We start from the raw sequence: 12,772 nt of genomic DNA, 5'->3' as shown, positions 1-12,772 counted from the left end.
CTAGTAGCGCGACGAACGCGACTACCAGCAGCCGCAGCACAGATTTCTTCCGTATTGTTTGGTGTGTCATCTTGTTGAGTTACCCCCAAATAAATTGGAAGTCAAGTGGTGCTGCGGTCGTCAGTTGGCCAGCCGAAGCCGGTCGAACGTCTGCGATTCGGTGTACCAGGTATCCTCGGTCGCGAAGACCCAGTAGGCCTCACCGGGGTTGAAGTTGCTGACCGTGGTGTACTGGTATCCGTTGCCAACCTGGCCGTAGACAGCGGTCGAGTCGGAGACGCCGTCGGACACGCTAGCGAGCGCTTCACTAGTGTCAGCGTTCTGCCATCCTTCCTGCCACTGGCCGACGAGGTTCCAGCCCTCTTCGAGCTGGGTGGCCTGCGGCGTGCCGCCGTCGTCGTAGTCGCTCCCGCCGACGACGTTGTTGACGTTGACTTCGAATTCGGCGGACTCGCTGAGAGTCACGATGTACCCCTGGCCGCCCTGCATCGCGTCGAAGTCCTGCTTGTCGCTGGGCTTCGTCGGGTTGTAGGTCTGCCACTCGCCGCCGTCGTAGGTCATGATGCTGTCGACGTTCTCTTCGCCGCCGAGCTGCGTCACGACCTCGCTGACGGAGAGCTCACCGGACGCGGCGGGCACGGACACGAAGTTCGCGCCGGCCGAGAGCTGACTTTCGAGCGTGTTGACGACCACGCCGTCCTGAGTTCCCTGCGAGCTGTCGCTCGTCGTTTCCGCGTACGAATCGGACGCGAAGACGATCTTCGGCTCGTCACCAGTCTGGACCGCACCGTGGATCGTCACGGTGATCTGGTTGCTCTCCTCACGCTCAGAGTCAACCTCCCCGAACCCGCTGCCGTCCAGCGAGATAGCGGTCGGACCAGTAAGGGCAACGGGTTCGCTGAACTGAACCGCGATTTCAGTTTCGACGCCGTTGTAGCTGACGATCTCCGCGTCGACCGGGGACGGAGCTTCCGTGTCGACATCAACCGAATCGACGTGTTTCTCGTCGTTGTAGTTGACGGTCATTCCACCAACAGCGGTCGTGCTGGAGATGGAGAACTTGTAGCCGCCGTCACGCGGCACGTCCACCGTGTTGACGTAGGTGAACGTTCCGTCGTCGTTCTCGGTTTCCTCGAAGTCGCTCTCATCGAGGTCGCGCGAGAGGTCCTCGACACCGTCGTTGTCGTTGTCGACAGTGTTTTCGGTCGCGTACAGGCTGGCGTCGAAGGAGTCGAGCTCCTCGTCGGTTGTGAACGACATCTTGACCGTCTTGCCGTCCTCGCTCGTGAGCTCGGGCTCTTCGAGACCGATGTCGACCGTGAGCGTCGCACTCGCGCCGTCAGGGAGCGCGTTCCCGACCGAGTCGACGGCCGAGGTCGTGATCGCGTCAGTGTTGAGATCGTCGGCAGTCACCTTGCTGTCGAGGGTGAGGACGACCTCAGTCGGGCCGTCGCCGTAGCTCGCGTCGGTGACTTTGTTTCCGTCGTCGTCGCCGTTGTTGACGTAGGTGAAGTCCTCCGCGCTGACGGCGTTTCCGTCAGCGTCGAACAGCTTCTCGGTGAACGAGACGGTGACCTCGGTCGAACCGTCCGAGGTCAACGCCGCGCTCTCGGCGAACATCGGCGCGCTACGGTCCTCGAGCGAAGCACCGTCTCCAGCGGCATCGTTACCGTAGGAGTCCTCGATATCGCTCGTGGGCACGATGGTCTTCTCGTTGTTTCCGGCCACGTCGGCAGTCACCGGACTGTCGAGCTTTGCGGTGTACGTGTCACCGCCATCGTGTACGAGAGTGTTGATATCGATGCCGTCCGGCGTCTGGTAATTGCCAAGTTTAACCGCCTGGCCGGGATTCACGTACTCATCGAATTTGAGGTAGAGCTCCTGAGTCCCAACATCCGTTTTGACAGACGCCAGTTTAGGTGCCTCAGTGTCCTTGGTCAGGTCCGTCTTGATAATCTGATCGAGGGACTCCTGACCACCGACATCGTATGCATCGGCACGCACCTCAATGTCGCCTTCGGTAAGGCTCGTCGTGGTGAGCGTGATTTCTGCAGTGCCGTCAGCACTAACACTGACAGGGGAGTCCGTCGAAACGGAGTTACCCTCACCGTCGTCCAGCGTCAGGCCGACGGAGTCGATGGAAGCGGGCTCGCTCACGGTCACCGTGACCGTGTAGGAGTCGCCGTTGTTGTCCTCGTTGATCGTCGGCGCGTCCACTTTATCGAACCAGCCGTCTTCCGAAGGACTCGTCGTATCCTTGAGCACGACGGTAGCCGCGTCGGTCGCCTTGACGTTGTCCTGTTTGCGGTCTTCGAGCGCGGACTTGCGGGCGTTGACCTCATCAGCTTCGAGGTCGCTCGCCGCGACGGCGGTGTCGAGCGTCAGTTCGACTTCGTCGGTGAAGCCGTTGTCAAGTTCCTTCGCCTCGACACCGGTGATTTCGCTGGCACCGTCACCGCTGACGTCGGTGTACGCGAAGTCGTCCTTCGAGAAGTCTCCGTCGGCCGCCGTGACAGCCTCGGAGAACTTGACGGTCACCGTGTCATCACCGGCCTCGGCTTCCACGCCAGTGATCGCCGGGGCTTCGGTGTTGATGGTGTAGGTTTCCTTTTCACTGGTTTTCGAGTTACCAGAGTTGTCGTCCGCGGACGCCTGAATCGTCACATAGCCTTCCGAGAGGCTCAGCGTGCCCTTGGCGACGACGATCTCGTTGCTTTCGGAGTCGTAGGAGACGCCTTCGTCACCCTCCGTCCAGGTGGTGGTATCTCCGTTCTGCGTGACGTCGACTTCGATCGTGCTCGCATCGACACCCGACGTGTCGTCGGAGAGGTCTATCTTGAAGCCGGTCGTCGTTTTGGACTGAGTAAAGTCGGTGACGACAGTGTCATCAGCGTTCTTCTTGAACACCGGCGGAGTGTCGTCGACCGTGACGACTTTCGCCTGCGTTGCGCTGCTCGTGCCCGAGCTGGGGTCTTCCGCCATGACGGTCACGTCGTAGACACCGTCGGCGAGCGTGTCCCCGGCTTCCCCGTGCTCGCTCAGGTCGATCGTGAGCGACTTCTGGGCGTTGTCGTTGGCGTACTGACTGTCGTCGATGTTGTACGTGTACGTATCGTCATCCTGCTGGTCGGTGAGGGTGACGACGACGCTTTCGGGGTTCGTGTCCTTGTAGCTGTACTTGACGTCGACGACGTCACCGCTCTGGACGTCGACGTTCTCTTTCGGCTGGTCGATCGAGAGAGCGAATGCCGACGTGTCGACATCGAGGCTGTCCTGCGACACGCCCGCATCGGGGTTGTCGATCTCGTTCCCGGCCAGGTCGGCCGCGGACGTGACATCGACCGTCCACTTTGCCTCGGTCTTCGTGGGCACGTTGTAGGTGGCCTGGTAACCGTACTGCGTGTCCCCGACACTCGACCAGTCGTCATTAGACAGTGTCGTGATGTCGTTGTTACCGGCAGTGACGTCCGCTGAAATCGAACTTGAGTCGAGTGCTTCGTTGTTCGCGACTGCAGTAACCTCGAGGACGTTACTATTCTCAACGAAATTGGTCGTAACCTTACTAATCGAGGGCTGCTGGGTGTCAACCGTAACTGAGTCGGACTCGCCATCAGCGCCGTCGTTTCCGGCCTTATCTGCGGCCGTGTTCAGGATGATCGTGTAGTCACCATCACTACTACCATCGTAAGTTGCAGTGTAGGTGTCCCCGTTCTTACTGAAGTCTACACTACTGAGAGTACCGTCTTGTTGACCATCAACTTTGACAGTCGCATCAATAGTTTCGAGGCGTTCGTCACTGGTGAACGAGACCTCTACACTTTGGGTGTCAGTTGGGTCTTCGTTCGTAATCTGGAAGTTTTCGATTGTTGGGGCAACGCCATCGACTGTCAGCGTCGTCTGAGTGTCAGAGTCACTTGCTGAACCCAGAGTACTACCTTCGGCTGCATAGAGATCGTACTTCTTGTCTGCGTCAGAGGGAACACTTTCGTCGGTGGGAGTGAATGTTATAGAAGCCACCCCATCGTTCCCGGCGTTGGAAGTACCGATCTCATTGAGATTTTCAGTATTCCCAGCAGAGTCAATGGCGAATGTTACGTCAGTATTCGCAGTTGCTTCTGATTGGATTGTCACTGGCTCCCCGGGTTTAACCGGTTCTTCAGTCTGTACATTGAAATTCGACGCGTTCGCAGCCGCAGTCCCCGCGAACGCTACGGTGCCTCCGAAGACGGAGACGACCATGAGCGCCGAGAGGAAGACGGCGCGAAGCTTGTCGCGTGTTTGTTCTCTTGTCATGTTTTATGTTTTACCGTCGGATCTGTGACCCAGTTCTGCTTAGGGGTCGTATCTCCTAGGGCCACGTACCGGTGGTATATACTGGGGCCAAATAAAGCTATGGGAAACCACACACATCAGTAGAAATTAAATAAGCGAATAGAAACATTAGCTTCGAGTTATGCGATTTGGGGAACACCCAACAACTAAAAGAGGAACGAGGAAGCCATAGAAAAAGATATATTATTAGAAGAGTAGACTGTTTATACACCGTTTGGCTCTTGTTCAATGAGCTTCTTGAAATCCGTATCGGGGTCGCCATAGTCGTCCCAGTGTTCGATTGTGCGTCGACCACGATCCGTGATCTCGTACAAGCCACTATTTTCAGCGGGCCCAATTCGCTTGACAAGATCGTAGCTTAGTAAATGAGGGAGACGAGTAGCGACATATCCCTGATCTTTGTCAAGCATAAGTGCGATGTTCGTTGGGGTATTCCGGCCATTCTCTTCAAGTGCTTCTAGAATTTCGAAATCTGTCGGATCGATGAGTTTCATAGTATCGTATCACCTTCAATATGGTTCGCCATGTACGTTTACCATCTACCAGTAGTATAGAGTCCATCACGCAAAGGTTTTTTGATGATTAGTAAATGCACAGATACCATTAATATATCTAAATGATAAGAATTTATAGTATAAAATCCTGTATCGACAGATGAATGATTACGGACGCTCGCGCCCTCCGGCCAATTTTCATCCCGTCCGAGTTGCACCACCGCGATGGCGAAATCGAGCATCTTTCGAGTTGTCTCAAACCGATACAGCAGAACCTCTCCGGACAGAATACACTTATCACGGGGCCTTCCGGAGCGGGAAAGACCACACTGGCCCAGTACACGGTCGGACAGCTCAAGAGCGCCACGCTCAGCGTCCGAAGTGGCTATGTCAACTGTCTCTCGGACTCATCAATGTCAGGGGCGTTTCACGCGCTCTTTCGAGACGCCGGTCTCGGAATCGATCTCTCGCTGGAATCGGCGTCGACGACACAGTACCTCGACAAACTCAGGCATCTCGACGAGCACATGGTCGTGATCCTCGACGAGGTCGACGTGCTCGCAGACCCATCGGTGATCGTCTCTCTCTGGGAGGAACCACACATCACTCTTCTCATGGTGTGCGTCGACGAGGACGACTTTCTCTCGAACGCGGATAGCCGGGTCAGTTCACGCGTCCGGAGTGCCGAGAAGATTCGGCTCCAAAAGTACCACTCAGACGAGCTGGTCGACATAATCGAAGCCCGCGTCGTCGCGGGCCTTCAACATGGGGCTGCCGACCACTCGACGATCTCCCGCATCGCGGAACTTGCCGCCGGTGACGCTCGGCTCGCGATCGCGTTCCTTCGACGAGCCGCTGAGCGTGCCCAGCGAGAGGGTCTCGATACCTTGAGTCCGGGGCTGGTCGAGGACGTGGTCGACGACGCCGAGACTGACGTTCAAGAGCGGAACATACAGCGCCTCTCGACCCATCAGCAGATTCTCCATGACATCGTTCGCGAGAACGGTGAGATCGCGGCCGGCGATCTGCGCGAAGAGTACGAAAAGCGTGCCCAGAATCCGAAATCGGAAACGACCCGCCGTCGGTATCTCCAGTCGCTTGAGCGGTACGACCTGATCGAGCAGATCGGGGCGACTCGGGGAACCTACTACCGATATTCCAAACCGTAGTACGGCGTCGGGATTCGTTCATTCGTTCACTTTCGTTCATCGCTTCTACCGTCTTTTCTCAGCCATCTGAGAAGCTCTACCCTCAAAACCTGGTTATTTTCGTTCATCTGCGCACCGACCCTTTAACATGTGACTGTCTCGCCCCGAATATGCCACAACCAGGTGACCCGGTTCGACGAACCGGTAAGAAGCGGAGAATCAATCTACCGAACGGTCGCCTCGCAACGGTCAAGCTAACCGACGATCGGGATTATACCGCCCGCCTCGACGTTTCGCTCGGCGATCGACGGTGGGTGTTCGGCGTCCGCCAGGACGACAGCGCCGAATATCTCGCGGGCTACGAGAACGGCGAACGAACTGCTCTCGACTGTCCCGACTGGCTTGACCACGTCGCGGAGAAAACCGGACTGGAGGGGTTCGACGCATGATTTTAACGGTATTCGTCGATCCAGCGGTACCACTCGCCGAAGTCGTTGGCCCCGCACTGGTCGGCGATGTTCCGCAGCGTCCCTTCCCGGATACGGTCATGCAGCGGGACCGACACCAGGCGCACTTCGTCGGTCTCGGGGACATCGTATCGCAGTCGGACGTGGCTTCCCTCTCGACTGACGGGTCGGTAGTCGAATTTGCTGAGTACCTTCACGATATCGCGGCCGGAGAAGTCTCGCGTCGGCATCGATGCTACTTCATGAAGTCGGGGGGTTCGCGATCTCCCTCGATCTCCTCGGAGTCGATCCCGAGGTCGCGCAGGAACGCCTCCTCGTCCTCGATGGGTTCGCCCGCCTCACCTTTGTGGAGGACGACCGCCTCGTCGAGGTTGTCGAGAGCTTCGCCGCGAGTCTCGCCTTGGCTGGCGACACCAACCGCCTCGTCGATGGCCGACCACCATCCGTCGTCCTCTTCGATGAGGCGAATCTCTCGACGGACTTCGGTGCTCATGAATCTGGATACGGGTGGTTCTCGGATAAGCGTTCGGTCAGACTATATCTGGCTCTTCGATATGACGGGCGTCAAACTCTCCAGAAAGATACTGCTCTCCCTGGTCAGTAACCGAGTACACACCATTTCCAAGGTTTGTGACAAATTCTGCCTCCTCCAATTTACGAAGACGGGAATTGATGTGCTGGCGAGAAAGGTCAATTCTATCATCCCGAGAAATTCGAGTTGGGGAACTCGGTCCCTCCGCATCCAAAAGCTCCAGAAGCCGATCATCCGCAGGACCCATCCAATTCGCAGGGAGGCGAAGGGGCATACGAGTTGCTTGGGTCAAGAGTCGGTTATTTCCTTCGTAAAGTCTGAAAAATACACTCTGGAGACAGGAATATATGACTTTTTGTCTTTTACTAATGATCTAAAGTCAGATTTATATGACTATACTGTAACAGTTGAGATAGGAACGACTCGCGGGCCGTCAAGGTCCGCAGATACTCGCCACTCTGCCGACATTCAGGTTGGCAGAATACGCGAGCCGGTGGATCCAGCACCGGCCCGCAGTGGTTCCAGCAAACCAGGTGCTGCAACCGTGTTTAACAACGCTACGCGGGGTAATGAAAGCCCCGACCGACCGGCGGAATCGTCAGAGAACTACGCTGTTTGCCCGGAATGCGGCGAGCCAGTGTTGGCGCTGGTGACGAGCGGTCCGTCCTCTCACAGTTTCGCGCCGTGCGGGTGCTCGGCCAGTACGGCGACCGCGCGCGACCTCGCTGGCGACAGCGAGCGGCGGGCGCTGGCCGATGGCGGGGAGGAGACCGCCGACCAACTTACGCGACTTGACTGCCCCAACTGCGAGGACGCCATTGATGCGCGGTATCTTGGGACCGCCCACACCGACGAACACGACGGCCACATCGTCGGCTGGGAGTGCACCGAGTGCAACACGGAAGTTCAGGAACACGTTGACTGCCGCGGTAGTTCCTTCGACCTCCGAGTGGTTGGCAATGAATCCGGCGCGGAGACCGAATCTGACGAGATTCGGACCGACGGTGGCTTCGAAACGCGGACGCTACGCGTTGGCCCCGCTCGGACAGTTGCTTACGGCCCTGCTGGAGCGAACAGCGGCGAGTGGGCGCTTCGGTTCACGTCGGAGGACGGCGATCGCGTGGTGGTCCGGCTCGAGGAGGATTCGATGTACGAGCTCTGGACGGAGGTTCACAACGTGCCGTGGCCGAGCCGTGAGGATTCGCGTCACGACCTTCAGCGGGAGATCGTCGCTCGGGCGGAGCGTGCGGACGAGGAGATGCTCCGGGACGTCCTCGATGTCCTCGGTGGTGAGTCGACGTGAGTTCGACACGACAGACGGGTGACCCGCGGATGACGGTCGACCGCAGTGAGGAATGTGACGACTGCGAGGACGAGACGCCGCACTCGGTGACGATCGAGATGCGGGCGGAGGGCGCTTCGACATTCTCGCGCGAGCCGTATCGGGTGGCTGAGTGTCTGGAGTGCGGGTGCGAAACGACATGGAGGATGAACAATGCCTGAATCTATCGACCACGACGACAGCGACGGCGACGAACAGGTGATCGAAGGCGAGACGACGACGGTGACGGTCCGGCGGATCGGACCGCTCGCGTCCCGCGAGTACGAGATCGACCTCGACGGCGGGATGAAGCTCGGGACGATCAAGCAGGAGGCCCGCGAGAAGGCTCGCGCGGACGGCCTCGACGTCTTTCAGGTGACGCAGGTCGACGGCACGATGCTCCGCCAGATGGGCGGCGGGTTCTACGACACCCAGCCCGAGGACCAGGGACCGGGGGGTGACGGCGAATGATCGCGCTCGACTGCGCTGGTAGTCCCGATCCGCGTACCGCCGATAGCTGGCGGGAGATGAGAGAATGAAGACCTACTCGTCGGCTTGGTCCAGGAGGCGCTGGATTACGTCGTCGAAGGTGTCGCCCGGTGCTTTCCGGGCGTTCAGTTCCTGCCACGTCTCGTTGCGCACCTGTATCGAGGTCACGTCGTCGGCCATTGTCGAATCAGTGGGCGCTGTAGGATATGGGCTTTTGGGTGCAATCGAGTACTGTGTTACTATAGAACAATAGAACTATATTCATAGAATTATAGAACTGAGATACTATGGAAGATATGACCACCGTGTCTGTTTCCGCGGACACATGGAAACGGCTGAATCGTGCGAAAGAACCCGGAGAATCGTTCGATGAGGTTCTCCAGCGGATCATGAACGAGGAGGAATCGCCGTGACCGCGCTCGACTGGCCGACCGACTTCGGGCGTACCGAGCCGGCCGAGCGGACGCGAAACAACCACTACGGCGCGACGGTGCGCGAGACCGTCGACGATCTCGAAACCGAGTTCGACCGACTGAACGCGGACGGGTGGCAGCTCGCGACCGCCGCGCGCCACCAGAAGCAGAATCCGAAGTACCCGTACGCGGACGCGAGCCCCGACGACCCCGGTGCAGTGGTCCGGTGGACCATGAACGGCAGGCGGTACGCGGTCGCCTGCGACGCCTATTCGCGGCTCCGGGACAATCTGCGCACGCTCTATCTCTACGTCCACGAGAAGCGCATGATGGAACAGCGTCCCGTCGAGACCGGCGAGTCGGAGTTCGCGAACGCCCGGCTCCCGTCGGGCGAGGACGGGACCGACGCCCTCGTCGCGCGCGAGCCGCCCCACGAGGTCCTCGACGTCGCGCCCGACGCCGATGCGGCGGTCGTGGAGGCCGCGGCGCGCCGGCTCAAGAAGAGACACCACCCGGATGCGGGTGGGGACGAATCGCGGTTCAAGCGCGTCGTCGACGCCGAGGAGGCGATGCTGAATGAGTGAGGACCTCCAGCCGCTCGCGCCGCGCGAGGCGATGGAGATGTGGATCGAACGCCAGAAGTCCGAGAAGGCCCGGGAGACGGTTCAGAGTTACCGCTATCGGATGGATCAGTTCGTTCGATGGTGTGAACAGGAGGGCATCGAGAACCTGAACTCGCTCGACGGTCGCACCCTCTACCGGTTCGACTCGCACCGCCGCGGTGAAGAGCTGAATTCGTCGACGCTGAACAACCAGCTCGGGACGCTCCGGCTGTTCCTCGACTTCTGCGAGGACATCGACGCGGTCGAGGACGGTCTCTCGCGGGCGCTCGACGTGCCGGCGCTCACGAAGGCCGAGCGCGCGAACCGTGAGAAGCTCACGACGAGCCGCGCGAAGACCATCCAGGAGAAGCTCGAACGGTTCGAGCGGGCGAGCGTCGACCACGCGCTGTTCGCGCTGGCGTGGGAGACGGGCTGTCGCCTCGGCGCACTCCACGCGCTGGACGTCAGGGACTGCTATCTGGAAGAGAGCGACATCGAACGGCTCGCCCACGAGGAGAATCTCGAAGAGGAGGGCCTGTTCAAGGAGGCCGATCTGGGTGATGGTGACGGACTGACCGACGAGGTTTCGGTCCCGTTCGTGTTCTTCCGGCATCGCCCGGAGTCGGATACGCCGTTGAAGAACCAGAGCGAGGGTGAGCGCCCGGTGTCGCTGACCGACGAGCTCGGCCGGATCTTGCGAGATTTCATCGAGTTCAATCGACCGAGCGTCGAGGACGAATACGGTCGTCGTCCGCTGTTTGCTTCGGAGAAGGGCGGCGGACGGATGTCGAAGGGCGGGATTCGGCGGCGGTTTTACATCGTGACTCAGCCGTGTCGGTACGGGACCTGCCCCCACAACCGCGACCCGGACGAGTGCGAGGCGCTCGACCACGGTCGCGAGCAGCGGTGCCCGTCGGCGCGGTCGCCGCACAGGATCCGGACGGGTTCGATTACGTGGCATCGCGACTGCGGGTGGCCGCCGGAGGTGCTGGCTGAGAAGGTGAACGCGACGCCGGAGACGATTCGGCAGCACTACGATCACCCGGAGCTGCTCCGGCGGATGGAATCGCGCCGTAGCTACCTCGACGATCTTGAGTGAGAGATATGAGTGATAACTCCCCCGCGTTCGAAATTGGGATGGGTATAGCAACGGACCGTACCGCGGTACTCAGCGGTCCCATCACGAATTTTACGCCGAAGCGACGGTCGAGAGTCGAACGTACGTAGCGGTCGGGGTTCGACGGCCAGAGCCTTCCCTCGGCGAATATCGTCGGCCGGTACTCGACACCCCATCTGCGAAACGCTTTCGGTCGTCTCTCGTCTACCATCGGTATGTCCGCGACCGTCGGGACGCCAGACGACGACGAGGAGTGTGCGTACTGTGGGTCGCGAATCTTCGGCCACGATCCGATCTGTGTCCGTGATTGCGACGACGACTGCGGGTCGCCGGCGTACTTCTGTAACTACGCGTGTCTCGTGTCGTACGTAGACGAGAACGGTCTCACGACGGGCGATGCCTGCGAGTGGTCGCCCGACCGAGGCGGCCCCTGTTGATCGAAGCATCCCGAGCGGGTCCCAGATCGACCGACGCCACTCCGTCCGGACGAAGCGAGCGACTACTCGACGGCAGTCGCTCGTTCACCGATTCTCACGAACGCAGTCGCAACCGACGCACCGATAGATTTTGGCCGGCCTAAAAACCGGAAGTACTATGACGTTTTAGGTTAGCCTAAATCCCATGGCGAACGACGACTCCGAGTACGAGAGACCGACGCGGCGTGAGTACGTGAAGTTCGGCGGAGCGATCGTCGGCGGTGGCCTGCTCGCCGGCTGTACGGGAGGCGAGGGGTCGACGACAACCCAGACGACCACCGAACCCACCGAGGCGACCGCGGGCGAGACGACCACGGCCGGCGACGATTCGTACTCGGTGACGATGGCGCCGATGGGCGAAGTCGCCTTCGAGTCGGTGCCCGAGACGATATTCACCCGACTCACACATCTGGCGGGTATGGCGTTCGCGCTCGGGCGGGGCGAGGACGTGAACGCGATGCACGCGCCCGACTACTACGACGCGCTCTGGAACCAGTACACCCCGCGTCTCCCCGGCGTCGAACTCGACTGGTCGGGGCTGTACTCCTCGTGGAACGCGTCGAAGGAGAAGCTCTACGACCTCGACAGCGACGTCCACCTCGCGGACCCCGCGAGCGTGCTCGCGCTCGAGGAGTGGAACGCAGACGATATCGAGGAGATCCGCGAGCAGATCTCGCCGTGGTTCGGGAACCACTTCAGCAATCGCCACCTCGAACCTCCCGAGGAGTACGCAGACAGCTACGAGTATTACACCCTCTGGGAGATGTTCGAGAAGGTCGCGCGGGTCTTCCGAGCGACCGACCGGTACGAGGCGCTCGCCTCGATCCACGAGGACGTGCTCGAACGAATCGAGTCCGACCTCCCGTCCGAGCGCCCGAGCGTCGTCATGGGCGGGTTCAGCGAGCCGACCTCGCCCTACGTCTACAACGTCGACACGCCGGGGTTTCTCACCGCGCACGTCCGGCCCCTCCGACCCGTCGACGCGTTCGGGGACGCCGTCACCTCCGGATCGAAGGTCGATATGGAGGCGTTGCTCGAAGCCGACCCCGACGTGATCCTCTCGTTCGGCGGGATGCACCCCGAGACCGATATGGAGGAGGTCCGCACGACGCTCGAGAACGACTCGGTCGGCGGGCAACTCACCGCGGTGCAAGACGGCCGGGTCTACGCGCAGGGCGCGCGCTATCAGGGCCCAATTGTGAATCTCTTCCAGCTCGAGATGACGGCCAAACAGCTCTACCCCGACGTGTTCGGCGAGTGGCCGACGTACGTCGAAGGGGCGTATCCCGAGATTCCCGAAGACGAACGGTTCTTCGACCGACAGCGCGTCGCGAACGTCATCGACGGCGACTTCTGACCGAAACGACCCACGCGTCCGACG

At 60.0% G+C, this 12,772-nt stretch carries 15 protein-coding genes; 9 read left to right on the top strand and 6 right to left on the bottom strand.

Features of this window, described 5'->3' with window-relative positions; translation table 11 throughout:
- Positions 1 to 120 precede the first annotated feature (120 nt).
- Entirely contained in the window at positions 121 to 4,293 is a 4,173-nt protein-coding gene (locus EPY72_RS13760) for a surface glycoprotein (RefSeq protein ID WP_135806797.1), read from the bottom strand.
- A gap of 242 nt (positions 4,294 to 4,535) precedes the next feature.
- Entirely contained in the window at positions 4,536 to 4,826 is a 291-nt protein-coding gene (locus tag EPY72_RS13755; protein ID WP_135806796.1) for a winged helix-turn-helix domain-containing protein, read from the bottom strand.
- Between the two features lie 164 nt (positions 4,827 to 4,990).
- Between EPY72_RS13755 and EPY72_RS13750 the strand changes: the two genes are divergently transcribed.
- A complete protein-coding gene (locus tag EPY72_RS13750) occupies positions 4,991 to 5,995 on the top strand; it encodes a Cdc6/Cdc18 family protein (protein ID WP_135806795.1) in 1,005 nt (334 codons plus the stop codon).
- Positions 5,996 to 6,228: 233 nt separating this feature from the next.
- On the opposite strand, the gene EPY72_RS19505 is transcribed toward EPY72_RS13750, so the two are convergent.
- From EPY72_RS19505 to EPY72_RS13740, 3 genes are read right to left on the bottom strand one after another with little or no spacing between them, the layout of a single operon-like run.
- A complete protein-coding gene (locus EPY72_RS19505) occupies positions 6,229 to 6,384 on the bottom strand; it encodes a hypothetical protein (RefSeq protein ID WP_168216045.1) in 156 nt (51 codons plus the stop codon).
- Between the two features lie 41 nt (positions 6,385 to 6,425).
- Complete coding sequence (locus tag EPY72_RS13745) at positions 6,426 to 6,671, bottom strand: type II toxin-antitoxin system HicA family toxin (protein WP_135806794.1); 246 nt, start codon at positions 6,669 to 6,671, stop codon at positions 6,426 to 6,428.
- A 5-nt stretch (positions 6,672 to 6,676) separates the two neighbouring features.
- The gene (locus tag EPY72_RS13740; RefSeq protein ID WP_135806793.1) at positions 6,677 to 6,934 is read right to left on the bottom strand and encodes a type II toxin-antitoxin system HicB family antitoxin; all 258 of its coding nucleotides are present in this window, start codon (positions 6,932 to 6,934) and stop codon (positions 6,677 to 6,679) included.
- Between EPY72_RS13740 and EPY72_RS19500 the strand changes: the two genes are divergently transcribed.
- The 3 genes from EPY72_RS19500 to EPY72_RS13720 are packed head-to-tail and all read left to right on the top strand — an operon-like array spanning position 6,933 to position 8,765.
- Positions 6,933 to 8,276, top strand: coding sequence for a hypothetical protein (locus tag EPY72_RS19500; RefSeq protein WP_168216037.1), 1,344 nt, complete (start codon positions 6,933 to 6,935; stop codon positions 8,274 to 8,276). The two genes, EPY72_RS13740 and EPY72_RS19500, sit on opposite strands and share 2 nt — an antisense overlap.
- 29 nt (positions 8,277 to 8,305) lie before the next feature.
- Positions 8,306 to 8,476, top strand: coding sequence for a DUF7835 family putative zinc beta-ribbon protein (locus EPY72_RS20180; protein ID WP_455429244.1), 171 nt, complete (start codon positions 8,306 to 8,308; stop codon positions 8,474 to 8,476).
- A complete protein-coding gene (locus EPY72_RS13720) occupies positions 8,469 to 8,765 on the top strand; it encodes a hypothetical protein (RefSeq protein WP_135806789.1) in 297 nt (98 codons plus the stop codon). The genes EPY72_RS20180 and EPY72_RS13720 overlap by 8 nt, the downstream gene beginning before the upstream one ends.
- A 72-nt stretch (positions 8,766 to 8,837) precedes the next feature.
- Here EPY72_RS13720 and EPY72_RS19840 read toward each other — a convergent pair whose 3' ends face one another.
- On the bottom strand, positions 8,838 to 8,963 hold the full coding sequence (locus tag EPY72_RS19840; protein ID WP_244605579.1) for an antitoxin VapB family protein: 126 nt from the start codon (positions 8,961 to 8,963) through the stop codon (positions 8,838 to 8,840).
- A gap of 107 nt (positions 8,964 to 9,070) precedes the next feature.
- Between EPY72_RS19840 and EPY72_RS20080 the strand changes: the two genes are divergently transcribed.
- The 5 genes from EPY72_RS20080 to EPY72_RS13695 all read left to right on the top strand — a co-directional run bounded on the left by EPY72_RS20080 (position 9,071) and on the right by EPY72_RS13695 (position 12,748).
- On the top strand, positions 9,071 to 9,196 hold the full coding sequence (locus EPY72_RS20080; protein WP_134671696.1) for a DUF7557 family protein: 126 nt from the start codon (positions 9,071 to 9,073) through the stop codon (positions 9,194 to 9,196).
- Entirely contained in the window at positions 9,193 to 9,780 is a 588-nt protein-coding gene (locus EPY72_RS13710) for a J domain-containing protein (protein ID WP_135806788.1), read from the top strand. Before EPY72_RS20080 ends, EPY72_RS13710 begins: the two co-directional genes overlap by 4 nt.
- Positions 9,773 to 10,897, top strand: coding sequence for a tyrosine-type recombinase/integrase (locus tag EPY72_RS13705; RefSeq protein WP_135806787.1), 1,125 nt, complete (start codon positions 9,773 to 9,775; stop codon positions 10,895 to 10,897). Before EPY72_RS13710 ends, EPY72_RS13705 begins: the two co-directional genes overlap by 8 nt.
- 233 nt (positions 10,898 to 11,130) lie before the next feature.
- Positions 11,131 to 11,352 (top strand): hypothetical protein, encoded by a 222-nt coding sequence (locus EPY72_RS13700; RefSeq protein ID WP_135806786.1) that lies wholly within the window; start codon positions 11,131 to 11,133, stop codon positions 11,350 to 11,352.
- Between the two features lie 184 nt (positions 11,353 to 11,536).
- Positions 11,537 to 12,748 (top strand): ABC transporter substrate-binding protein, encoded by a 1,212-nt coding sequence (locus tag EPY72_RS13695; RefSeq protein ID WP_135806785.1) that lies wholly within the window; start codon positions 11,537 to 11,539, stop codon positions 12,746 to 12,748.
- The last annotated feature ends 24 nt before the right edge of the window (positions 12,749 to 12,772 follow it).

This window comes from Halorussus marinus (assembly GCF_004765795.1).
Classification (GTDB): domain Archaea; phylum Halobacteriota; class Halobacteria; order Halobacteriales; family Haladaptataceae; genus Halorussus; species Halorussus marinus.
The sequence above is the reverse complement of the archived record's forward strand: the minus strand, read 5'-3'. Positions and strand labels throughout refer to the sequence as shown.